This is a genomic window from Enterococcus sp. AAFC-DPL-5146 (assembly GCF_058216635.1).
This window is the reverse complement of record NZ_CM177103.1, coordinates 1,971,571-1,995,794: the sequence shown is the minus strand read 5'-3', so window position 1 is coordinate 1,995,794 and position 24,224 is coordinate 1,971,571. Positions and strand designations below refer to the sequence as shown.

General features: G+C 35.6%; 26 protein-coding genes. 24 read left to right on the top strand and 2 right to left on the bottom strand.

The genetic code is table 11. The annotated features are described in order from the left end of the window. Nucleotides 1–17: 17 nt before the first annotated feature. The 24 genes from AC4BB2_RS09145 (at nt 18) to AC4BB2_RS09030 (ending at nt 22,923) form a co-directional block, all read left to right on the top strand. The gene (locus AC4BB2_RS09145; protein ID WP_490474687.1) at nt 18–428 is read left to right on the top strand and encodes a GtrA family protein; all 411 of its coding nucleotides are present in this window, start codon (nt 18–20) and stop codon (nt 426–428) included. Nucleotides 429–520: 92 nt separating this feature from the next. Then, entirely contained in the window at nt 521–1,993 is a 1,473-nt protein-coding gene (locus tag AC4BB2_RS09140) for a nicotinate phosphoribosyltransferase (protein WP_490472630.1), read from the top strand. A gap of 15 nt (nt 1,994–2,008) precedes the next feature. Continuing rightward, on the top strand, nt 2,009–2,836 hold the full coding sequence (gene nadE, locus AC4BB2_RS09135) for an NAD(+) synthase (protein ID WP_490472629.1): 828 nt from the start codon (nt 2,009–2,011) through the stop codon (nt 2,834–2,836). Between the two features lie 487 nt (nt 2,837–3,323). After that, the gene (locus tag AC4BB2_RS09130) at nt 3,324–5,792 is read left to right on the top strand and encodes an HAD-IC family P-type ATPase (protein WP_490472628.1); all 2,469 of its coding nucleotides are present in this window, start codon (nt 3,324–3,326) and stop codon (nt 5,790–5,792) included. A gap of 358 nt (nt 5,793–6,150) precedes the next feature. Continuing rightward, a complete protein-coding gene (locus tag AC4BB2_RS09125; RefSeq protein WP_490472627.1) occupies nt 6,151–6,423 on the top strand; it encodes a (4Fe-4S)-binding protein in 273 nt (90 codons plus the stop codon). A gap of 2 nt (nt 6,424–6,425) precedes the next feature. After that, the gene (locus AC4BB2_RS09120) at nt 6,426–6,701 is read left to right on the top strand and encodes a GNAT family N-acetyltransferase (RefSeq protein ID WP_490472626.1); all 276 of its coding nucleotides are present in this window, start codon (nt 6,426–6,428) and stop codon (nt 6,699–6,701) included. Nucleotides 6,702–6,834: 133 nt separating this feature from the next. Beyond that, complete coding sequence (gene secG / locus AC4BB2_RS09115; RefSeq protein ID WP_490472625.1) at nt 6,835–7,071, top strand: preprotein translocase subunit SecG; 237 nt, start codon at nt 6,835–6,837, stop codon at nt 7,069–7,071. A 133-nt stretch (nt 7,072–7,204) separates the two neighbouring features. Beyond that, nucleotides 7,205–7,981, top strand: a complete 777-nt coding sequence (locus tag AC4BB2_RS09110) for an alpha/beta hydrolase (RefSeq protein WP_490472624.1) — start codon at nt 7,205–7,207, stop codon at nt 7,979–7,981. After that, nucleotides 7,978–10,326 carry a ribonuclease R gene (gene rnr, locus AC4BB2_RS09105; RefSeq protein WP_490472623.1) on the top strand — a complete coding sequence of 783 codons (2,349 nt, stop codon included), beginning with the start codon at nt 7,978–7,980 and terminating at the stop codon, nt 10,324–10,326. Before AC4BB2_RS09110 ends, rnr begins: the two co-directional genes overlap by 4 nt. 17 nt (nt 10,327–10,343) lie before the next feature. Then, a complete protein-coding gene (gene smpB / locus AC4BB2_RS09100) occupies nt 10,344–10,808 on the top strand; it encodes an SsrA-binding protein SmpB (protein ID WP_490472622.1) in 465 nt (154 codons plus the stop codon). A 338-nt stretch (nt 10,809–11,146) separates the two neighbouring features. Next, on the top strand, nt 11,147–11,863 hold the full coding sequence (gene atpB / locus AC4BB2_RS09095) for a F0F1 ATP synthase subunit A (RefSeq protein WP_490472621.1): 717 nt from the start codon (nt 11,147–11,149) through the stop codon (nt 11,861–11,863). Between the two features lie 41 nt (nt 11,864–11,904). After that, on the top strand, nt 11,905–12,117 hold the full coding sequence (gene atpE, locus AC4BB2_RS09090) for a F0F1 ATP synthase subunit C (protein ID WP_069645169.1): 213 nt from the start codon (nt 11,905–11,907) through the stop codon (nt 12,115–12,117). A gap of 320 nt (nt 12,118–12,437) precedes the next feature. Then, nucleotides 12,438–12,965 carry a F0F1 ATP synthase subunit B gene (gene atpF, locus AC4BB2_RS09085; protein WP_490472620.1) on the top strand — a complete coding sequence of 176 codons (528 nt, stop codon included), beginning with the start codon at nt 12,438–12,440 and terminating at the stop codon, nt 12,963–12,965. Then, nucleotides 12,952–13,494 (top strand): ATP synthase F1 subunit delta, encoded by a 543-nt coding sequence (atpH, locus tag AC4BB2_RS09080; RefSeq protein ID WP_490472619.1) that lies wholly within the window; start codon nt 12,952–12,954, stop codon nt 13,492–13,494. Before atpF ends, atpH begins: the two co-directional genes overlap by 14 nt. A gap of 28 nt (nt 13,495–13,522) precedes the next feature. Then, a complete protein-coding gene (atpA, locus tag AC4BB2_RS09075; protein ID WP_490472618.1) occupies nt 13,523–15,079 on the top strand; it encodes a F0F1 ATP synthase subunit alpha in 1,557 nt (518 codons plus the stop codon). A gap of 15 nt (nt 15,080–15,094) precedes the next feature. Next, nucleotides 15,095–16,015, top strand: a complete 921-nt coding sequence (locus tag AC4BB2_RS09070; protein ID WP_490472617.1) for a F0F1 ATP synthase subunit gamma — start codon at nt 15,095–15,097, stop codon at nt 16,013–16,015. A 170-nt stretch (nt 16,016–16,185) separates the two neighbouring features. Then, on the top strand, nt 16,186–17,592 hold the full coding sequence (gene atpD, locus AC4BB2_RS09065; RefSeq protein WP_490472616.1) for a F0F1 ATP synthase subunit beta: 1,407 nt from the start codon (nt 16,186–16,188) through the stop codon (nt 17,590–17,592). A 17-nt stretch (nt 17,593–17,609) separates the two neighbouring features. Beyond that, on the top strand, nt 17,610–18,029 hold the full coding sequence (locus tag AC4BB2_RS09060) for a F0F1 ATP synthase subunit epsilon (protein WP_490472615.1): 420 nt from the start codon (nt 17,610–17,612) through the stop codon (nt 18,027–18,029). Nucleotides 18,030–18,315: 286 nt separating this feature from the next. After that, nucleotides 18,316–18,552 carry a DUF1146 family protein gene (locus AC4BB2_RS09055; RefSeq protein WP_490472614.1) on the top strand — a complete coding sequence of 79 codons (237 nt, stop codon included), beginning with the start codon at nt 18,316–18,318 and terminating at the stop codon, nt 18,550–18,552. A 106-nt stretch (nt 18,553–18,658) separates the two neighbouring features. Continuing rightward, nucleotides 18,659–19,957: a UDP-N-acetylglucosamine 1-carboxyvinyltransferase gene (gene murA / locus AC4BB2_RS09050; protein ID WP_490472613.1), complete on the top strand. Its 1,299-nt coding sequence runs from the start codon at nt 18,659–18,661 to the stop codon at nt 19,955–19,957. Nucleotides 19,958–19,971: 14 nt separating this feature from the next. Next, nucleotides 19,972–20,148 carry a DNA-directed RNA polymerase subunit beta gene (locus tag AC4BB2_RS09045; RefSeq protein ID WP_490472612.1) on the top strand — a complete coding sequence of 59 codons (177 nt, stop codon included), beginning with the start codon at nt 19,972–19,974 and terminating at the stop codon, nt 20,146–20,148. Nucleotides 20,149–20,570: 422 nt separating this feature from the next. Then, nucleotides 20,571–21,230, top strand: a complete 660-nt coding sequence (locus AC4BB2_RS09040) for a 3D domain-containing protein (RefSeq protein WP_490472611.1) — start codon at nt 20,571–20,573, stop codon at nt 21,228–21,230. Between the two features lie 162 nt (nt 21,231–21,392). Continuing rightward, on the top strand, nt 21,393–21,755 hold the full coding sequence (locus AC4BB2_RS09035) for a PTS glucitol/sorbitol transporter subunit IIA (RefSeq protein WP_490472610.1): 363 nt from the start codon (nt 21,393–21,395) through the stop codon (nt 21,753–21,755). A gap of 4 nt (nt 21,756–21,759) precedes the next feature. After that, complete coding sequence (locus AC4BB2_RS09030) at nt 21,760–22,923, top strand: AI-2E family transporter (RefSeq protein ID WP_490472609.1); 1,164 nt, start codon at nt 21,760–21,762, stop codon at nt 22,921–22,923. Nucleotides 22,924–22,964: 41 nt separating this feature from the next. Here the strand turns inward: AC4BB2_RS09030 and AC4BB2_RS09025 are convergent, their stop codons facing one another. Together AC4BB2_RS09025 and AC4BB2_RS09020 are read right to left on the bottom strand one after the other, a co-directional pair. Continuing rightward, nucleotides 22,965–23,585, bottom strand: a complete 621-nt coding sequence (locus AC4BB2_RS09025) for an FMN-dependent NADH-azoreductase (protein ID WP_490472608.1) — start codon at nt 23,583–23,585, stop codon at nt 22,965–22,967. A gap of 180 nt (nt 23,586–23,765) precedes the next feature. Continuing rightward, nucleotides 23,766–24,056, bottom strand: a complete 291-nt coding sequence (locus tag AC4BB2_RS09020; RefSeq protein WP_490472607.1) for a rhodanese-like domain-containing protein — start codon at nt 24,054–24,056, stop codon at nt 23,766–23,768. Between the last annotated feature and the right edge of the window lie 168 nt (nt 24,057–24,224).

Here is a 24,224-nt window from a genome sequence, read left to right as displayed (position 1 = left end):
GAAAGGAAGAGTGAATGTTGAAAGAATTATTTTATAAATATAGAGAAGTGATTTCTTATTTAGTTTTTGGAGTGGCAACAACGATTGTTAATTTAATTGTTTTCTTTGTCTGTAAAGATGTATTAGGAATAGACTATAAAGTAAGTAACGCTATCGGCTGGTTTTTATCAGTACTTTTCGCATTTTTCACAAATAAATATTTTGTTTTTGCCAGTAATCATCAGGATATGTTGTCTTTTATCAGAGAAATGTTGCTCTTTTATTGGTATCGTGTTTTGTCCTTTATTGTTGATATGGCGCTAATGATTCTAATGATAGAAGTGATGCATATCTCAGATTTTTGGGCGAAAATGGTGACCCAAGTTGCAGTAGTTGTATTGAATTACTTTTTCAGTAAGTTTTTTATCTTTAAGAAAAAAACACCATAAAGTGAAGTCGAAAACCAGTTTTTAGTTGAAAAAATAATTTTTTGTTATAATAAGAAGAACGTTTTATAAAAAGTAAAGGATGGCATAATAAAATGAAGAAAGTTTATGATGACGATAGTTTAACATTACATACTGATTTATACCAAATCAACATGATGCAAACGTATTGGAAATTAGGACGTGCAGACTTACATTCTGTTTTTGAATGTTATTTTCGAGAAATGCCTTTTAATCATGGCTATGCTATTTTTGCCGGATTAGAAAGACTAGTGAATTATTTAGAAAATCTAACCTTCACGGAAACAGATATTGCTTATCTTAGAGAAGTAGAGAATTACCCAGAAGACTTTTTGACTTATTTGAAAGAATTTGAATTTAAGTGTACGGTTCGCTCAGCTTTAGAAGGTGATTTAGTTTTTAATAATGAACCATTGATTCAAGTGGAGGGACCTTTGGCTCAGTGCCAACTGATCGAAACTGCTTTGTTGAATATGGTTAACTTCCAAACGCTTATTGCAACGAAAGCGGCACGGATTAAGTCTGTTATTGGAGAAGATCCTTTAATGGAATTTGGAACTCGTCGGGCACAAGAATTGGATGCAGCTGTTTGGGGAACTCGCGCTGCTTACATTGGCGGAGCTGATGCGACAAGTAACGTCCGAGCTGGGAAGGTTTTTGGTATTCCAGTAAGTGGGACCCATGCCCATTCTCTTGTGCAATCATACGGAAATGATTATGATGCCTTTAAAGCTTATGCAATGACCCACAAAGATTGTGTTTTTCTAGTGGATACCTATGACACCTTAAAGTCAGGTGTGCCAAGTGCGATTCGTGTAGCAAATGAAATGGGTGACAAAATTAATTTCCTTGGTGTCCGTCTTGATAGTGGGGACATGGCTTACATTTCTAAACGAGTTCGTGAGCAACTAGATGAAGCAGGATACACAGAGGCAAAAATCTATGCATCAAATGATCTAGACGAAAATACAATTTTAAGCTTGAAAATGCAAAAAGCGAAAATCGACGTTTGGGGTGTAGGAACGAAATTGATTACGGCATATGATCAACCTGCTTTAGGTGCTGTGTTTAAATTAGTTTCAATTGAAGATAAAAATGGTCAGATGAAAGATACAATCAAACTTTCTAGCAACGCCGAAAAAGTGACAACACCTGGTAAAAAACAGGTTTGGCGGATCACTCGTAAATCAGATAAAAAATCTGAAGGCGACTATGTAACATTGTGGGATGAAGATCCTCGCAAGCAAGAAGAAATTTATATGTTTCATCCCGTACACACATTTATCAATAAAACGGTTCGAGATTTTGATGCAAGAGCTGTTTTACAAGATATTTTTGTTGAAGGGAAGCGAGTATATGATATGCCGACCTTGAAAGAAATCAAAAGCTATGCAAAAGAAAATCTTGATTCACTCTGGGAAGAATACAAACGTGACCTTAATCCACAGAAATACCCAGTGGATCTGTCAACTGAGTGTTGGAATCATAAAATGCGTTTACTAGAAAAAGTTCGAGTTGATGTAAAAGCATTAAGTGAAGATAAGTAAATGGGAGGTTTTTTGATGGAACCATTGCAAAAATCAATTGTTGAAGAACTGGGCGTAAAACCGCAAATCGATCCGAAAGAAGAAATTCGTAAAAGTATCGAGTTCATGAAAAGCTATCTATATAAATATCCTTTTTTAAAAACACTAGTTTTAGGTATTAGTGGGGGACAAGATTCAACACTAGCCGGACGTCTAGCTCAATTGACTATGGAAGAAATGCGTGATGAGACCAAAGATGAGCAGTATCAATTTATTGCTGTTCGTTTGCCATACGGTCATCAGGCAGATGAAGCAGATGCAAAAAAAGCACTGGATTTTATTCAGCCAGACGTATCTTTACGAGTAAATATTAAACCAGCAATAGATGCATGCGTTCTTTCTCTTAGCGAAACAGGTGTTTCTATTAGTGATTTTAATAAAGGGAACATGAAAGCTCGTCAACGAATGATTGTTCAGTATGCTATTGCGGGAGAGAAATCTGGAGCTGTAATCGGAACAGATCATGCTGCTGAGAACATTACCGGTTTTTATACAAAGTATGGAGATGGCGGAGCAGATATTTTACCATTATTCCGTTTAAATAAACGTCAAGGAAAAGCGTTGTTAAAAGAGTTAGGTGCACCCTCTGAATTGTATACAAAAATTCCGACTGCTGATTTAGAAGATGATAAACCATTAGTAGCAGATGAAGTAGCACTTGGTGTAACGTACGATGAAATTGATGACTACGTTGAAGGAAAAGAAGTCTCAAATAAAGCAAAAGAAACTATTGAGAATTGGTATAAAAAGACGCAACATAAAAGACATATGCCTATTTCGATTTTTGATGATTTTTGGAAGTAAAAACTTGTAAGAAAAAAGACAAATAATTTTTTTGTGCGAACCCTAAGTGCCCATAAAATCACTGAGAGGTTCGCACCAGATTTTCGGGGAAAAAGAGTTAAATTCTTCTTTTTCCTCATTTTATTTTAATTTTTTCTGTTGATTTGTGTGGGGAAATGGTAGATTTTGATGATTTATGTCAGATAATACTCTTTTTTCACGGTCTCACTCTTTATTGAGTGAGTAGATTGAAATACTGCTTACTGCTGATTAAAAGTTTCTTCAAGTGCATCTTACTCTGTTATCAAGGAGAAAGGTGATTTATAAATCATAATCAGATCTAAAAAAGACTAGCCTAGTCTTTTTTTTTAGCCAATTTCAATTAAAAACATCTTCCTTTTGTTCAAATGGTTAAAAAAAGTGTAAACTTAAACAGGTTATCAGACATAATCAAGAAAATGTTTTACAATTAACATAACAATACCTATACAAGAAGGTGAAGGAAAAAATGAAAAAGTTATTTAGGAAAAAAAGAGACATTGACAACGAAGGGTTTCTTTCATCTGACGACGAAAAACAAACAATAAATCATACTGACATCCGAATTCCAGACAATATCAAAGGTCTGACAAATCAAGAAGTAGACCAACTTTATACACAAGGTAAATACAATATGGAGGTTGAAGATTTATCTAGAACGACGAAACAAATCATTCTTGACAATTCGTTGACACTATTTAATTTCATCAACTTATTTTTAGCAGTCGCTGTTTTTTCAGTGGGCTATCCTAAAAATGCGTTATTTTTTTGGATAATTATTATTAATACAGCAATTGGTGTGATTCAAGAAATCCATGCGAAGAAAACAATTGATAAACTATCCATCGTCAATAAAACGGAAGTGTTGGTTTTAAGAGAGAATCAACTATCAAAAATTTTCCAAGACGAAATTGTTCTAGGAGATGTGCTGGTTCTTACTTTAGGAAATCAAGTACCTTCTGACGGAATCGTGATTGAATCAGAAGGCATGGAAGTCGATGAATCTTTATTGACAGGTGAATCGGATAAGATCACGAAACAAAATGGCGATAAAATTATGAGTGGAAGTTTTATTACTTCCGGATTAGGTTTTGTTAAAATTACTGCAGTTGGTGAAGATAATTTTGTTTCTAAGTTATCAAAAGAAGCAAAAACAGAGAAAAAATCCACCTCTGAATTGATGAATTCGTTGAATCTTTTGATTAAAGGATTAACATTTGCAATCGTTCCAATCGGGTTGCTATTGTTTTGGTCCCAATATCAATCTACGCAATCTTTTCCAAAAACTGTTTTAGGGGTTTCAGGAGCCTTAATCAGCATGATTCCAGAAGGTTTAATGCTGTTGACAAGCGTTGCATTTGCCGTAGGGGCAGCTAATTTAGCTAGAAAGCAAACCTTGATTCAGCGTTTAGCCTGTATTGAGACACTTGCTCGAGTGGATACCATTTGTTTGGATAAAACAGGAACCATTACAGATGGTAGTTTAACCTTTAAAGAACTAATCCCACAAGCAGGTTTTCCAGCAAGTGAAATCGAGCGTGCCATGAGTGAAATGATGGCTGGATTATCTGATCAAAATGCAACAGCAAAAGTCCTTAGGTCAAGATTCCCATTACATCAATCAACGTGGAAAGTGAAAGAAGTCATTCCATTTTCTTCTGATCGTAAATGGAGTGGTGTAAGCTTTGAAGAAAAAGGATCTTTTGTAATGGGAGCACCTGAATTTATTTATTCTGAAGTTCCAGAAGAGTTGAGAGAAAAGCTAGCTCCGTATAATGAACAAGGAGATCGTGTACTGATTCTAGTTCATTTTTCTGAAGAGTTAACGAGTCCTCAATTGCCGCAAAATAAAGAAACGGTTGCTATTTTCATTATCTCTGACACAATTCGTGAAAATGCTGTCGATACATTTTCTTACTTTGCAAAACAAGATGTAACCTTAAAAGTTATTTCAGGAGATAATCCAATTACTGTGTCACAAATAGCCAAACAAGCGGGAATTGCTGGTGCGGAAAATTTTGTCGATATGAGCACTATTTCTGATTCGGCAAATTTTAATGAGTTAGTTGAAAATACAACCGTCTTTGGACGAGTTACACCGTATCAAAAAAGAGAGCTTATTCAAGCGCTAAAACAAAATGGTCATACAACTTGTATGACCGGTGACGGTGTTAATGACATTCTTTCTTTAAGAGAAGCGGATGTCAGTGTGGCAATGGCTAGCGGGAGCGATGCGGCTCGCGCTGTATCAGATGTTGTTTTATTGAATTCTGATTTTAGTTCGATGATTCAAGTGCTGAATGAAGGGCGTAGAGTAATCAATAATATTGAACGTGTTGCGTCAATGTACATGGTAAAGACCATTTATTCAGCGGTTCTTGCTGTAACGTTTATCTTTTTATTCTTGCCTTACCCGTTTGCACCATTACAATTAACGCCAATCAATACGTTGACAGTTGGAATACCATCATTTATTTTGGCACTAGAACCGAATTATCAACGTATCAAAGGACATTTTTTAACCAATATACTGCGAATATCAGTTCCGGGAGCCTTGACGGTTGTTTTTAATATTTTAGTGTTACAAGCTGCAGGAATTTGGTTTAATTTACCTCACGAAGAGGTTTCCACTATGTCTGTATTACTTACAGGTTGTGTCGGTTTTCAAGTGTTATTAAGAGCAGCAAGACCATTAGATTTGAAAAAACAGATCATGGTTGGACTTTTATTGGTTGCCTTTATAGTTTGTTTCTTATTTTTCGGTGACTTCTTCATGTTAACATCGTTGTTTACAAGGAATGTTCTATTCTACTTACCATTGATTCTTGGGAGTCGTTCAATTTTCAATTATATCTCTCTATTTATGACAAGAGCAGTTTATGAAGTTGAAAAAAGGAAAGAAAATAGAAAACTTAAGAAGAAAAAACGTGTGATTTAAGGTGTAAAAGCAAGGACGAACTCAATGTCTTTGCTTTTTTTGAATATAAATCTAATAAGGAATGACAATCATTTGAGCCTTTTGGCTTTTATATTTCATCTTCCGAGAGTAACCTTAACATGAAGACGTAAACGTAAATGAAGCATCTAACAAAATTGATTATTACTATAGTAACTGGAATTTTAGCTTTATTTTTGAGTTCGTCTTACATCAAGCAACATTCGCATATGGAATTATTACTATTACTGGCAATGCGTTTTTTATTTACTACGAGAAGAGTCGGTTGCAAGTATCTTTTTTACTTGTTAGAATTAGATTATAAAAATGATATACTTTTTTGAGTTAAGGAGGAAAAAAGATGGATGGAAGTAGAATCAACGGAAAATCGGTAACCGAAGAGATACTTTTAGAAGAAGGATACCGCAAATATTCAGGTGAAGAGTTGGATATTTACTATAGTAAAGATATTTGTGCTCATATCGGTAATTGTGTTCGTGGTAATCCAGATGTTTTTGAAGTAGGAAGAAGACCGTGGATCATTACAGATAATGGTAGCGTTGAAGACGATATTCGTGTCATTAATACCTGCCCAAGTGGTGCATTAAAGTATATTCGAAAGGACGTAAAATAATTATGGAAATCAAAGAAGAAAGTAATCGTTTTGTGTTATTCAACGACGAAAACCAAGAAATTGGTGAAATGACATGGTCAGATGCTGGTACAGAAATGATGATTATTGATCATACATTTGTTGATCCTACCTATAGAGGACAAAAACTAGCAGAAAAATTAGTTTATAATGGCGTAGAAAAAGCACGACGCGAAGGGAAAAAAATCATTCCTTTATGTCCGTTTGCTAAAAAAGAGTTTGATACAAAACCTGAATATGGTGACGTATTAAGAAAATAATGAAATGTGATCTGAGTAAGAGAAAAACAACTCAGATCATTTTTTTAGTTCCTATACAAATTCAACTGGTATTTGTATGAAAAATATGCTACAGTATAATAGATGTATTTTGTGAATAAGGGAGAATTAGACTATGTATAATTTTATTTTAACACTTGTAATCATCCTATCAGTAGTGATGGTTATTGCCGTAATGATGCAACCAAGTAAACAAAACAGTGCAGCAAGTGCCTTTACTGGTGGAGCTGACAAACTTTTCGGCAAACAAAAAGCACGTGGATTTGAAGCTGTTATGCAACGAGCAACAGCTATTATTGGTGCTGTTTGGATGTTACTATTATTTGTTTTAGTGTTGTTATCATCAAAGTAAGACCTTTGAAGTCCCTCATTTACTGAGGGGCTTTTTTTTCTGTCAACGAATCAATAATAATCTCTGAAAAGTTCTGTAAACATCTTTCTTTTCACAAGGTTTTAGAAGGATAATGTGCTAAAATGGGGATGAGGTGAATAGAACAGTGAAAAAAATAAGTCTACCTAAACCATTATTTACAGAAAATGGTTCTCGTGCGGTTTTACTTTTGCACGCTTATTCAGGAAGCAGCAATGATGTCCGTATGCTAAGTCGTTATTTAGAAAAAGAAAATTATACCGTATATTCTCCTAATTTTTCCGGTCATGCGACAACGTCACCAGAAAATATTTTAGAGAAATCAACAAAAGATTGGTGGCAAGACACCCTTGATGCTCTTGCGTTTTTAAAAGAAAAAGGCTATCGTGAAATAGCTGTTTTTGGCCTTTCAATGGGTGGTATATTTACTATGGAGGCTTTAACAAGTCAATTAGAAGGAATCATCGGCGGTGGATTTTTTTGTTCACCAATTTTCCCAGTAAAAAATAATGTGCCTGAAAATTTCGTACTTTATTCTGAAGGGGTATTAAAAATGGCAGGTGTCTCGGAGCAAGAACGAGCGCAACGAATGATAAAAATCAAAGAAGCGTCATATAACCAATTAAAAGATATCGAGACTTTTTCTGAACGAACCGCTAATAAACTTGGACAAGTCAAGGTTCCTGTATTTATGGGACAAGCTGGAAAAGATGAAATGATCGATCCGATGGGCGTTTATAAGACAGCTTTGGCCATATCTCAAACACGATTTACATTAAACTGGTATCCAGACAGCGGTCACGTATTAACTGTTGGACCAGATCATAAACAATTAGAACAAGACGTAGTAGCATTTTTAGATACGTTGTCTTGGAATGAGGAGAAAGAATGACAAAACAAACAATCAAGGAGAAAATCCTATTCTTCATGGAAGATCATACAAAGAAAAGTTTTTCCATGGAAGAAATCGCTGAAGGGTTGCAATTGCAAAAAAGTGCAGATTTTAAACTGCTAGTTCAAACAATTGCGGCGATGGAGCGAGAAAAAACAGTAGAATTTAACAAAAAAGGTAAGATTCGTTTGCCACAAAAAAATAGTGCCATTGAAGGAACGTTTCGTGCCAATGAACGAGGTTTTGGTTTTGTGACCATCGATCCAGAAGAAGCAGATGTTTACATCCCAAAAGAAGCTGTTAATTATGCAATGGACGGAGATGTTGTAGCAATCGATATCATACAGCCGGCAGATCCTTTTTCAGATCGAGGTGCTGAAGGTAAAGTAATAGAAATTAAAACACGAGCAATCACACAAGTCGTAGGTGAATTCATCGCCTATGATGAAAAAGAAGTCAGCGAAACAGACCTTTATGGTTATGCGGTTCCTAAAGATAAAAAAATGGCTGGATTGACGTTTAACATTGCTGCACAAGGAATCAAACCTGTTGACGGTAGCATTGTGATCGTAGAAGTTACCCATTATCCTGAAAAAGAATACCCAAAAAGTTTAGAAGGTTTAGTGAAAAAAGTGGTTGGTCACAAAAATGATCCAGGCATGGATATATTATCAATTGTCGTGGCCCATGGTATTCCCACAAGCTTTCCAGATGAAGTGATTGCAGAAGCGGATAAAGTACCAGATACAATTTCAGAAGAAGACATCAAAGGCCGGAGAGATTTACGAGATCAGCAGATTGTAACAATAGATGGAGAAGATGCTAAAGATTTAGATGATGCGGTAGCAGTACGTAAATTAGAGAATGGTAATTATTTTTTAGGCGTGCATATTGCAGATGTATCTTATTATGTAACAGAAGGCAGCGAATTAGACCAAGAAGCATATGAACGTGGCACCAGTGTTTATTTAACCGATCGTGTTGTACCAATGATTCCACAACGATTGTCTAATGGTATCTGTTCATTAAATCCAAATGTTCCTAGATTGACTATGAGCTGTGAGATGGAGATTACGCCAGAAGGTCATGTTGTCAAGCATGATATTTTCCAAAGTGTAATCCAAACAACGGAACGTATGACCTATACAGCAGTTAATGAAATTTTAGAAGAGCAAAATTCAGAAACGATGGCGCGCTATAAAGAATTGTTGCCTATGTTTAAAGAAATGGGAGAATTACATCATATCCTTGAGAGTATGCGTGAAAATCGTGGAGCCATTTCTTTTGAGGATCGAGAAGCTAAAGTTCTCGTTGATGCAGATGGTCATCCTCACGATATTTTGTTGAGAACACGTGGTGTAGGTGAACGTTTGATTGAATCATTCATGTTAGCAGCTAATGAAACAGTAGCCAAGCATTATAATGAGTTGAAGTTGCCGTTTATTTATCGGATACATGAGCAGCCTAAAGAAGAAAAAATGCAGCGTTTCTTTGATTTTGCAGCCGTACTAGGAATTTTAGTCAAAGGAACAAAGACTGATATCACACCAAAAGACCTACAAAATGTTTTAGAACAAGTAGCTGATAAACCAGAAGAAGCTGTTATCAATACAATGTTATTACGTAGCATGCAACAAGCACGTTACTCAGAAGATAACTATGGACACTATGGTTTAGCGGCAGAATATTATACCCATTTTACTTCACCAATTAGACGCTATCCAGATTTAATTGTTCACCGATTGATTCGTAGCTATGAAGGAAACGTTTCTGAAAAATTAAAAGAAAAATGGGCACAAGATTTGCCAGATATTGCTGATCATAGTTCAAAAATGGAACGTCGGGCAGTTGAAACAGAACGTGAAGTAGACTCAATGAAGAAAGCTGAATTTATGGCAGATAAAATTGGTGAAGAGTACGATGGTATCATTAGTTCTGTTACTCGCTTTGGTTTCTTCGTAGAATTGCCTAATACGATCGAGGGTTTGATCCACGTTAATAATTTGAAACAGGATTATTTCCACTTTATTGAAAATCATATGGCACTTGTGGGAGAACGAACTGGAATGACCTTGAAGATTGGCCAAAAAGTCAAAGTTAAAGTAGAAAAAGCCGATCCTGAAACAAGAGAAATCGATTTTGAATTTCTTGAAGCAGAAGAAGTAGAGAAACTTGAAGCACCAAAACAAAAAAAACGTCAAGATGGGCGCCGGAAACGAACTTCAGATCGCAATGATGCAGATAAGAAGCCCTTCACACAAAAGAAAAATAAGAAAAAAGGCAAAAAGCCATTTTACAAAGAAGTGGCCAAAAAGAAAAAAGGTAAGAAACAGAAGAAAAAATAGAAAATGGAGGAATGGCTATGCCAAAAGGAGAAGGCAAGCTGATTGCCCAAAATCGTAAAGCTAGGCATGACTATACTGTTGTTGATACAATGGAAGCTGGAATTGTGTTACAAGGAACAGAGATTAAATCAATCCGAAATGGACGAATCAACTTAAAAGATGGTTTTGCTAGAATCAGAAATGGAGAAGCTTACCTGCTCAATGTGCATATCAGCCCTTACGAGCAGGGAAACATCTTTAATCACGATCCGTTACGGACGAGAAAATTGTTATTGCATAAAAAACAAATAGCGAAATTGATTGTTGAAACCAAAAATACTGGAATCACAATCGTCCCGCTAAAAGTCTATATTCGAAATGGCTATGCAAAAGTGCTGATTGGTCTCGCTAAAGGGAAGAAGCAGTATGATAAACGAGAAGATTTGAAACGTAAAGAAATCAATCGTGAAATCAGTCGGACACTGAAAAATAATTTAAGATAATGTAGTCAAAATTTAATTGTTTTTGAACAATAGTCAGCAGTTTTAACATCCAATTTATTCTTTTTTGCATATTTCATTTCTTTTCTTTATATTATGTGGAAAATTTGATAGAGTGTAAGGGAACTGATGAGTTTTCATCGTTTTTTCAGTAACCACCCTTATTACTGCCGAATACTAATAAGACCCTGTTCTTTTAATATTTTGTCACATTAAAAGAAGTGTCGAATTTTCATGAAATTTTTTTGAAATTATTTATCGTTGGTGGTATGATACGGATGGTTAAGAAATAGAAGCTTTGTAAGCTTCTCGCAAGTTTGTTGGAAAAGAGGTGAAATAATTTGGAAGAGAAGACACTACTCTTCAAGATTGGGCCGATTTGGTTTGACGGTACTATTTGCTTAATGGTACTGCTAACATGTGTCATTGTCTTTGGGATAGTATATTTCTGCACAAGGAACCTTCAAGTCAAACCTAAAGGCAAGCAAAATGTTATTGAATATCTCATTGATTTTGTTCGAAGTATCATTACTGACAATATGCCGAGTAAAGAAGTAACCAACTTTCACTTGTTAGCATTCACGATGTTCATGTTCGTTTTAGTTGCAAACATCATTGGTTTGGTGACTAAAGTTGCAATTGGTGATTATACTTATTGGAAGAGCCCAACCGCTGATCCAATGGTCACCTTAACATTAGCGTTGATTATGATTGCTTTAACACACTTTTTCAGTGTTAGTCGCTTTGGGCTAAAAGGATATTTCAAAAATAGTTTTTTAAGTCCAGTATCTTTTCTAATGCCAATTAAGTTGATGGAAGAATTTACGAACTTGCTTACTTTAGCGTTACGTTTGTATGGAAATATTTTCGCTGGAGAAGTATTATTGGGGCTGATTGCCGGACTTGTATCAAGTGTGGGACTTTGGACAATACCTTTAGCAATACCACTAGAAATGATTTGGTTAGCCTTTTCATTATTCATCGGTGGAATTCAAGCATTTATATTTGTAACATTATCAATGGTTTACATGGCTCACAAAGTTGAAGTCGAAGAATAAACAATAAATTAAAACAACTATTTCTTAGGAGGAAAACAATAATGAATTATATCGCAGCAGCAATCGCAGTTTTCGGAGCAGCAGTTGGAGCAGCATACGGTAACGGAAAAGTTATTTCAAAAACAATCGAATCAATGACACGCCAACCAGAAATGGCTGGACAACTAAGAACAACAATGTTTATCGGGGTTGCCTTAATCGAAGCGGTTCCTATTCTAGGTGTAGTTATTGCATTGTTATTAGTGCTTAAATAATCTCTTTAGAAGGCAGGACGCTGAGTTTTTAAAACGCCACGCGTTACTGCTTTCTTTGCTGCGAAACACTGGGACTGCCATTGGCGGAGCTGATGTTGAGCAGTACTTGACGAATGCAGTGAGAGAAGTAACCTATTACAAAAAACATCAAGCTCTGCTGAAATCAAGCAGACCGAAAAGAACATTGAACGTTATTAAATTATTTTGGTTTGCAACTATAAAAGCTTATAGAATAGAGTTTTGATAAAAAAGAAAATAAATTATCAACTATTTCAACAACATTACCACGGAGAATTGCAGAGAAAGGAAGTTGAAACTTCATGCTAGATTATTTAGTAATCGGCGAAGCAGGCCCTAGTACAACGATTGGCACAATGATTGTTGTAAGTGGCGCTTTTCTAATTCTGATGCTTCTAATCAAGAAATTCGCTTGGGAAGCAATCACTGATATGTTAAAAAAACGTGAAGAGAAAATTGCCAATGATTTAGATTCTGCAGAACAATCTCGAATAGCAGCAGCAAAATTGCAAGAAGAACGTCAAAAAAAATTACTTTCTTCTAAATCAGAAGCTGCAGAAATTATTAAAGATGCGAAAGAGAGCGGAGATAAAAACCGTCAAAAAATCTTAACAGAGACCAATGATGAAGTTTCACGTTTACGGGAAAAAGCACGTCAAGATATTTCTCAAGAACATGAAGAAGCAATGGCATCTGTTAAAGACGAAGTGGCGAATTTGTCTTTACAAATTGCAGAGAAAATTTTAAACAAAGAATTGACTCCTGATGCACATGAATCATTAATCAATTCTTATATCGAAGGTTTAGGTAAATCAAATGAAGTTAGATAAGTATACTGTAGGTAAACGCTACGGCAAAGCTTTGTTTGAGTTGGCAATTGAAAAGCAAGAAGCCGATAGTATTTATCAAGAACTTTTAACGCTTAGAGAAGTTTTTCACGAAGTTCCAGGTTTAGGAGATATCTTAAGTGATGTACGTCTTGAACCTTACGAAAAAGATGAAATCATGAAACAATTAACTAATGGTTTTGAAGGAACCGTTGAACACTTTTTATATGTTGTTTACAACTATTCACGTATGAATGATTTGTTACTGATGATCGATGAATACGAAAGACGTTACGATGAACATAAGAGTTTACTTTTAGGAACAGCTTTAACAGCTATCCCATTGACTAAAGAGCAACATCAGTTAATGGAAGAAAAAGCAGCTGAACTTTTAGGTTATGAAAAAGCGAATTTAATTAATTTGATCGATCCGGCTATTGTTGGCGGTGTAGTAATAGAAGCGAACAATAAAGTGATTGATGGCAGTATCCATAAACAATTAGAACGAATCCAAGAATTGTTATTAAAATAACGTTCAGCACAATAAAGAGGTGAATTGAATGGCTATCAAAGCAGAAGAAATCAGTGCCTTGATTAAGGAACAAATAGAAAATTATCAACAAGAATTAGCCGTTGAAGAAATTGGAACTGTCACATATGTGGGGGATGGAATTGCTCGTGCCCACGGATTAGAAAACGCAATGAGTGGGGAACTGCTTGAGTTTTCTAATGGTTCATACGGTATGGCACAAAATCTGGAAACCAATGATGTAGGGATTATTATTTTAGGTGATTTTGAAACCATTCGAGAAGGAGACAAAGTAAAACGGACTGGTAAGATCATGGAAGTTCCTGTAGGAGAAGCTATGATTGGTCGTGTGGTAAATCCTTTGGGACAGCCAATCGATGGTTTAGGCGAGATTAAAACAGATAAAACTCGTCCCGTAGAAGCCGCAGCACCTGGCGTTATGCAAAGAAAATCAGTCGATCAACCAATGCAAACAGGTCTTAAAGCAATTGACGCCCTTGTACCGATTGGTCGTGGTCAACGTGAATTAGTTATTGGTGACCGTAAGACTGGGAAAACATCAATTGCCATTGATACGATTATCAATCAAAAAGGCCAAGATGTGATTTGTATTTATGTTGCTATCGGTCAAAAAGAATCAACGGTACGTAACCAAGTTGAAACTTTAAGAGCATATGGCGCATTAGATTATACGATCATTGTGAATGCAGGAGCATCTCAACCAGCTCCATTACTATACATTGCACCTTATGCAGGAGCTGCGATGGGTGAAGAATTCATGTATAACGGCAAACACGTTTTGATCATCTTTGATGATTTATCAAAGCAAGCTGTAGCCTATCGTGAACTTTCATTACTATTACGTCGTCCTCCAGGTCGGGAAGCTTATCCAGGTGATGTGTTCTATCTCCATTCACGTTTATTAGAACGTGCAGCAAAATTAAGTGATGAATTAGGTGGGGGTTCAATGACTGCCTTACCATTTGTTGAAACACAAGCTGGAGATATCTCAGCTTATATTCCAACAAATGTAATTTCCATCACTGATGGACAAATTTTCTTAGAAAGCGACTTGTTCTATGCGGGGACTCGTCCAGCTGTTGATGCGGGACTTTCAGTATCTCGTGTTGGTGGTTCAGCTCAAATCAAAGCAATGAAAAAAGTAGCTGGTACCCTTCGTTTGGACTTAGCAAGTTATCGTGAACTAGAAGCATTTACACAATTTGGTTCTGATTTAGACGCTGCAACACAAGCAAAATTAAATCGCGGTCGTCGTACTGTTGAAATTTTAAAACAAAAATTACATGCACCTCTAGCAGTTGAAAAACAAGTAGTGATTTTATATGCATTAACACATGGATTTTTAGACAGTATTAGTGTTGCAAAAATTTTGGATTTTGAAGCAGAATTATTCGACTTTTTAGACGGCAAACATCCAGAATTATTTGAAACAATTCGTACAACTAAAGATTTACCACAATCAGAAGATTTAGATGCAGCAATCAGTGAATTTAAAGAGATTTTTAGTGCATCTAATTCAGAAGGTTCTATAGCAGAAGAAACAATTGAATCTATTCAAAATGCGTAAGAGAGGTGACGAGAATTGGGAGCTTCATTAAATGAAATAAAACAACGCATTGCTTCAACTAAAAAAACTAGTCAAATTACCAACGCTATGCAGATGGTTTCTGGTGCTAAACTGACAAAATCAGAAGCAGCTTCTAGAAATTTTCAAGAATATGCATCAAAAATTCGATCTGTTGTTACTCATCTTGTTGCAGCTCAATTAAGTGATCTAGCAGAATTGGATGCATATGACAGCGAAGGAGCATCAGAAACTGGAAATTATCATATGATGCTTACATCACGTCCTGTGAAAAAAACAGGCTATATAGTGATTACGTCTGATAAGGGATTAGTTGGTGGCTATAACAGTTCAATTTTAAAACAGACCATGAAAATGATAGAAGATGATCACAAATCACAAGAAGAATTCGTTTTGATTGCTATAGGCGGAACTGGGGCAGATTTTTTTAAAGCTCGAGGTATAAATGTAGCATATGAACTTCGAGGATTGACGGATCAGCCTAGTTTTGATGAAGTCAGAAAAATCGTTTCAACGGCTACTACAATGTATGAAAACGAAGTGTTTGATGAGTTATATGTTTGTTATAATCACCACATCAATTCATTAACAAGTCAATTTCGTGTAGAGAAAATGCTGCCAATTTCAGATCTAGATCCAGATGAAGCGACAACATTTGAGCAAGAATATATCCTAGAACCTTCAAAAGAAGCTATCTTAGATAATTTATTACCTCAATATGCAGAAAGCTTAATTTATGGTGCAATTATTGATGCAAAAACAGCAGAACATGCCGCTGGAATGACAGCAATGAAGACGGCGACTGATAATGCGCAAAATATTATTAGTGATTTGACGATTTCTTATAACCGTGCTCGTCAAGGAGCCATCACCCAAGAAATCACTGAGATTGTTGCGGGTGCTGCAGCATTAGAATAACAATCAGGCACACAATCAGTTTGACTTAAAGATTTTACAAAGTAATAGAGGAAACAAGTTTTTATTACAACCTCTTTAGCGGTATGAAAATAGTAAGAGTTTCTTCAGTTATAAAACTGTTCACTCTTAGTTTTTCACAACCTCTTTTAGACGAAACGGAGGAAAGAAACATGAGTTCAGGAAAGATTGTTGAAGTAATTGGACCCGTTGTTGACGTGGAATTTTCATTAGATCAATCCTTACCAGATATAAATAATGCATTAGTCGTTTATAAAAACGGTGAAGAAAAACAAAAAGTTGTTCTAGAAGTAGCTTTAGAATTAGGTGACGGTGTTATCCGTTCCATCGCAATGGAATCCACTGATGGACTTCAGCGTGGGATGGAAGTCATTGATACAGGAAAACCAATTTCTGTACCTGTAGGAAAAGAAACACTAGGACGAGTATTTAATGTTTTAGGAGATACGATCGATTTGGAAGAACCCTTTCCAGAAGACGCTGAACGTAGCGGTATCCACAAAAAAGCACCTGCTTTTGATGAATTAAGTACAAGTAACGAGATTTTAGAAACAGGGATCAAAGTAATCGATTTATTAGCGCCTTATTTAAAAGGTGGTAAAGTTGGACTTTTCGGTGGAGCCGGTGTTGGTAAAACTGTTTTAATCCAAGAATTGATTCATAATATTGCCCAAGAACATGGCGGTATCTCTGTATTTACCGGTGTTGGTGAGCGAACTCGTGAGGGAAATGACCTTTATTTTGAAATGAAAGATTCTGGCGTTATTGAAAAAACAGCCATGGTTTTTGGTCAAATGAATGAGCCCCCTGGTGCGCGTATGCGTGTAGCTTTAACTGGTTTGACAATTGCGGAATATTTCCGTGATGTTGAAGGTCAAGACGTATTATTATTTATTGATAATATCTTCCGTTTCACTCAAGCAGGTTCTGAGGTTTCTGCCTTACTAGGCCGTATGCCTTCTGCTGTTGGTTATCAGCCGACTCTTGCTACTGAAATGGGACAATTACAAGAACGTATCACTTCTACTAAAAAAGGCTCAATTACATCGATTCAAGCAATCTATGTACCAGCCGATGACTATACTGACCCGGCTCCAGCAACAGCGTTTGCCCATTTAGATGCAACAACGAACTTGGAGCGCCGTTTAACTGAAATGGGTATTTACCCAGCCGTTGACCCGTTAGCATCATCATCTAGTGCTTTAGCACCAGAAGTTGTAGGGGACGAGCATTACGCTGTAGCAACAGAAGTACAGCATGTATTGCAACGTTACCGTGAGCTGCAAGATATCATTGCTATTTTAGGGATGGATGAATTATCTGATCAAGAAAAAATCTTGGTTGGTCGTGCTCGTCGTATCCAGTTCTTCTTATCACAAAACTTTAATGTGGCTGAACAATTTACTGGACAACCAGGTTCTTATGTTCCTGTTGCTGATACAGTTAAAGGATTTAGAGAAATTCTTGACGGAAAATATGATGACTTACCGGAAGAAGCGTTCCGTAGTGTAGGTAGAATTGAAGACGTTATAGAAAAAGCTAAAACATTGAACTACTAGAAGGAGGAGACACAGAAATGGATTATTTAACTGTCAATGTGGTGACTCCTGATGGACTAGTTTATGATCATCATGCAATGATTGTTGTTGCTAAAACGACAGATGGTGAAATCGGTATTTTGCCTAAACATGCACCGATTATTGTACCTCTAGCAATCGATGAAGTTCGAGTGAAAAGAACGGATTCTGAAACTCATGTCGATTGGATAGCTGTTAATGGTGGGATAATGGAAGTACGTGATAATGTTGTTTCAATTATTGCAGATAGTGCAGAGCGTGAACGTGACATTGATGTGTCTCGTGCAGAGCGTGCAAAACAACGTGCTGAACGTATGATTGAAAAAGCAAAAGAAAATGCGAATAAGGACGATTTGAGACGTGCAACTGTTGCACTGCATCGAGCAATCAATCGAATCAACGTATCGAAACATACGTAAAATTATGAGTGGCTGAGGCAATGGACTTTCTGTTGTCTCGGCCCTCTATTATGTTAATTAGAAGAAACGTACATATGTTCTTTTTATGAGAATGAAGAAACTTTATTTTTTGTTTTAAACAATTTATGATAAACTACCTTTATATTACTTATTTAGCTTTATGAACAAACCTCTCGGAAAAAAGATAAAATCAGTAACTGTCGAAAGCACCATTTTTTAATTTTTCGCATTTCTTATCCGAGGTTATATAAGCTCGTTAAGCTTTAAAATTAAGGAGATACAATTTATGCAATTTTTTGGTATTGATGCAATGGTTCGCATCATCAGTCATATCATGTTCATTTACGTTAGTTTTTGGGCGATGCAATCCATTCGAGTAGAACAATTTTTTAAAGCTCATCAAACCTCACAAGTGCGTTTACTGATTGTCCTTTTTTCAATTGTTATAGGTTTCACTGCAAGTTCATTTTTCTTAGAGTTTCTTGCATTGTGCCGTAACTTATTTATTGTAATTTTCCCATAAGGATAGATGAATAAAAAGAAAAGATACTAATTGTTGGTGAATAGTGGTATAATAGAAAAGATTTTGGATTAAAGTATCCAATTCTAACTTTTTTGGGGGGAACAAAATGGAACAGATTATTGTTCATGGTGGTAACCAATTAAAAGGAACTGTGAAAATCGAAGGGGCTAAAAATGCAGTATTGCCAATTTTAGCAGCGACTCTTTTAGCTGAAGAAGGAACAACAACTTTAAATAATGTACCAATTCTTTCTGATGTGTTTACAATGAATCAAGTAATCAAACACTTAAATGTAGATATTGAATTTAATGAAGACTTGAACCAAGTCACAATCGATGCAACTGAGCCTTTGGGCATCGAAGCAAACTATGAGTATGTTAGTCAAATGAGAGCGTCAATCGTTGTTATGGGCCCTCTATTAGCTCGTAATGGCCATGCAAAAGTTGCTATGCCAGGTGGATGTGCAATTGGTAAACGACCAATTGATTTACATTTGAAAGGCTTCCAAGCATTAGGTGCTAAAATCATTCAAAAGAATGGTTACATCGAAGCGATTGCTGACGAATTAATCGGTAATACGATTTATTTAGATTTCCCAAGTGTGGGTGCCACTCAAAATATCATGATGGCTGCTGTTAAAGCTAAAGGCATGACTATTATTGAAAACGTTGCTAGAGAACCAGAAATCGTTGATTTAGCTAATATTCTTAATAAGATGGGCGCTAAAATCGTTGGTGCTGGAACTGAAATGATGCGTATTGAAGGTGTGGAAAAACTTCACGCTGTTGAGCATTCAATTGTTCAAGATCGTATTGAAGCGGGAACGTTCATGGTTGCAGCTGCAATGACAGAAGGCGACGTTTTGATTGAAGAAGCTATTCCAGAACACAATCGACCACTTATTTCTAAATTAACTGAAATGGGTGCTGTTATTCGTGAAGAGAGGGGCGGTTTACGCGTAGTTGGTTCTAAAGTAATCAAACCAACTGATGTTAAAACATTACCTCACCCTGGATTCCCAACAGATATGCAAGCGCAAATGACTGCAATTCAAATGGTGGCAGAAGGTTCAAGTGTGGTAACAGAAACTGTTTTTGAAAATCGTTTCCAACACTTGGAAGAAATGCAACGTATGAACGCTGATGTGAAAATCGATGGTAATATTGCGATTATTAACGGCAGTCAGTCATTACAAGGTGCTGCTGTGGCAGCTACTGATTTACGTGCCGCTGCTGCTTTGATTCTAGTAGGTTTACGTGCTGAGGGAATTACACGTGTATCTCACCTAGAATATTTAGATCGTGGTTACTATAAGTTCCATGAAAAACTTCAAAAATTAGGAGCAAAAGTGGAACGAGTAAATGACGAAAAAGTTGTAGAAAAGAAAATGTCAACTGTTAGTTAAAAGGGGAAAGTGATATGAGTTCGACACGCTATATTATAGTGACTTTGTTGAAAGTTTTAGTAGTGATTGCCTTAGTGATCATTTTATTCGTTGCCGGAACCATGATCGGTTATGGAGTGATCGGTGGAGGACATCCAAAAGATGTGTTCAAAGAAGAGATTTGGACTCATATTCTAGACTTTTTTAAATAGGTATAAGTAGATGGCCATTACACGCTGTGTTTTCAGTATGTAATGGTTTTTTGATTGCCATTAAATAACGATAGTTTTTTTGGTGTTCATATAGAATTTTTTGTAAACTTACTGTAATGTAAGGATTTTTTGGTATTTCTATAGGAATGTATTTGTTATATTAAGTATAAATATAACGCTGGAAGAGGCCGTTAATTATTTTTGCGAGTTTTCTAATGAAAAATATATAAACCCCGATGCATCAAGCTTCTTTAATATCATTTTGCTATTTTTTACTAAAAAAAAAGAAAATATTTCCAATGTAACAATCAATAAAACGCTTCCTTGAATACTGTAACCTAGCCTTAATTAAATAGTAACCATCAGTGTTTTACTCCGTGATATGATAGCTCTCGTACGAATTTTAGGGAGGAAACAATTTAATGAAGAAAAGATGGTTACCAATTTTGATTATCATTACCTGTTTTATTACTGGGTCGGTTATTCCAGTATATGCAGCTGAAAATAAAAGTAGTGAATTTGAAGGTTTAACTAGTTACAAAGTCGTGTCGGAGGATACTGCAAAAAATTTATCTAAGTCCATGATTTATTCATTGACAGAAGGTAAGGCAATTCAACTAGTAAAAACAACTATTTTAAATAAAGAAAAAATCGAAAAAGAAAAGACTGAAAAAGCAAAAGTTGAAGCTGATAAAAAAGCTCAAGCTGAGAAAGTAGCTAAAGAAAAAGCAGAAGCTGAGGAGAAACAAGCTCAATTAGATAAAGAAAAAATAGAAAATGCCAAACCAACTGGACAAAAGATGATGATGGAAGCAACTGCTTATTCATGTAATGAAGGTTATATTGGCGGTGGAAATTTAACAGCTATGGGACAAGATCTTCGAGTTGATCCAATGGCGATTGCAGTGGATCCTTCTGTCATCCCTTTAGGCACAAAGCTTTATGTTGAAGGATATGGTGAAGCTATTGCCAGTGATACCGGTGGCGCAATTAAAGGAAATATCATTGATTTACATTTTTCTGATGTAGCACAATGTATCCAGTGGGGAAGAAAACAGGTAGAGGTAACGGTTTTATCATAAACGTGTCATATATATAATGAAGTATGTATTTATCAGAAGACGAACAGGATGATTAAATTCTTGTTCGTCTTTTTATCTTTTTTGAAATACAAATTATTGAATAAGAAAAAAAGTTATATGTTATAATAAGGATTGATTATTGGGAGAGGGAGAGATTACGATATGAAAGCTATAGTTACTGAAATTGGTGCTCAAGCATTAGATGAGAAAGAGCCGATGATCATACTTTTTGGCGAAAGCACCACAGACGGATTAAAAGAATATTCTGTAATTCAAAAATTTCAAGGGACACAATCTTTAGAGATGAGAAAAGGCGATTCATTAAAGATTGATGAACAAGAATATAAAATTTTGTATGTTGGACCATTTGCTAATAATAACTTAAATAGTATTGCTCATGTGACACTAGTTTTTGATGACGTTCCAGAAGATGATGCAATCGTTAATGGAATGTATCTTACGCCAAGTGTGTTTCCAATAATCAAGGTTGGGTCAACCTTAGAATATATCTCCCATGGAGCGTGATTAAATGGAAAAAGAGAAAGATAAACGTTTTTCGTGGTTTTGGCGTTGGTTTTTAAATAATCAAGTAGTAACAGCATTATTGATTGTATTGTTGATTTTATTGATTCTGTTAGTTTTTACTAAAGTATCTTATTTATTTAAACCTGTTTGGCAATTTATTGGTGTTGTTGGCTTACCCTTAATCATGGCAGGGATATTGTATTATTTAATGAATCCGGTTGTTGATTATTTGGAGAAAAAACAAGTACCTCGTATTTGGAGTATTATTGGACTATTTATTATTGTAGTTGCGTTAATCATTTGGGGACTTGTTGTAATTGTGCCAAAAATTCAAGAACAAACAGTCAGTTTTGGAAATCATTTTCCTCAATATATTGATACTATCGATAAAAAAATGCAAGAGATATTAAGTGATCCTTTCTTTGCACAGTTTAGAAGTCAACTAGAGGATATGGGCGATAAACTAATCAGTTCTTTAGGTGATATTATTCGCAATATTTCTACATTTACTGTTCAAGGGCTAGGAAATTTTGTTGGGGCTGTTGCAACTGTTGTGGTGGCGATTATTACGATGCCATTCATTTTATTCTACCTTTTGAAAGACGGGAAACAGTTAGCACCTTATTTGATGAAATTTTTACCCAATAAAATGCGTAAACCTACATTAAAAGTACTAGGCGAAGTGAATTCACAAGTTTCTTCTTATATCCGTGGTCAATTAACCGTGGCTTTTGCGGTAGCTGTGATGTTTATTTTGGGCTTTTCATTTATTGGCTTGGATTATGCTATTACATTAGGAATCACAGCAGGTTTTCTTAATCTGATTCCTTATCTGGGCTCATTTTTGGCGATGGTTCCAGCGGTCTTCTTAGGAATTGTAGGCGGACCGGTTTTATTAGCTAAGGTTTTAGTCGTTTTTGTTATTGAGCAAACGATTGAAGGACGAGTAATCTCACCTCTTGTGTTAGGGAGCCAACTTGCTATCCATCCAGTGACGATTTTATTGGTGTTGTTGACTTCTGGAAAGTTATTTGGTGTAGTTGGGGTTATTCTAGGAATACCAGTTTATGCTGCAGTTAAGGTGCTTATTACCCACATTTTTGAATGGTATAAGGATGTTTCAAGTTTGTATCATGAAGAAGAGGAATTAAAGAGGTTAGAAGAATAAAAGAAGCTGAAACGGATTAGACCGTTTCAGCTTCTTTTATCTTAAAATGTTTTTCCAAGAGTTGTTGCTTGGTTCATTGCTGTATCTAATAATTCTTCCGCTTTTTCTGGGTGATGATCGATTCCTTCGATGAATAATTGATCAATTTCAGAAACACCGATAAAGTTTAAAATTCCTTTTACATATTGAGAAGCAAAATCTTGCCCTTCGTAAAAACCACCATTTGATTGGATATGCAAGGCTTTTTTACCATTAGTTAACGGTTTAGGTCCTTCTTCAGTATATTTAAATGTTTTTCCAGCGACATTGATTGTATCCACCCAAGCTTTTAGACGAGTTGGGACATTTAAATTCCATAAGGCGTTGGCAATAACCACTTTGTCAGCACTTAAAAATTGATCGGTCAATTCATTGAATCGAGCAACTTTTGTTTGTTGACTTTCGTTTAGAGCAGTGAATTCAGTACCAGTGCGTAATGCACCCCAGCCAGAAAGTAATTCTTCATCGATTTCTGGAATAAAGTCAGCATAGACGTCAAGAAAATCAATCTCATCTGTTGGATTTTGTACTTGGTAACTTTCTAAAAAGGTTTCCAATGCACGGACAGAACGAGATTCTTCTTTGGTAAGTGGGTGTGCTTTAACAACAAGTAATTTTGACATGTAAAATCTCCTTTGAATACCTAGGTATCATTTTATTTATAAACAAAACCATTTTACTAATAAAAAGTAAGGAATGCAATGTTTTTGTGTAAATTTGATAAAAATAAACATTTTAACAGTAAATTTGTTTTATGAAGATAAAAACAAGTATCCAATAATTGGACACTTGTTTAAGAAGCTTTAGATTTTAGATAGTTGTTTCATACCACCAATAACATGAACAGCATGAAAGCCTTTAGAAGCCATAAAAGACGCAATTACTTTTGAGCGTCGTCCGCTGTAGCTTATGATATGGTAGATCTTTTCTTTATTTAGCTGTTTTAACATATTTGGTAAAACAGTAGCAGGTAGTGACATGGAGTGAGCTAAGTGTCCTTGAATAAAACTATCGGTTTCACGAATGTCGATGACGTTAAGTTCATTTTCAGTATAAAGTGTTTCAAAATCGGGTGTTGAAATTGATTCAAACATGTAACTCATCCTTTGAAAATATATATTTTTTAAAACTCTGGGATAGATTGTAACTCTTTTTCAGAAAGTTTACAATTGAATTTGGATTAATCTTAATAGTTGTTTAAAAAATAAGCCTTGTTTTTTTTGTTTGAAAAGGCTTGCAAATGAATTAGAATAATGGTATGC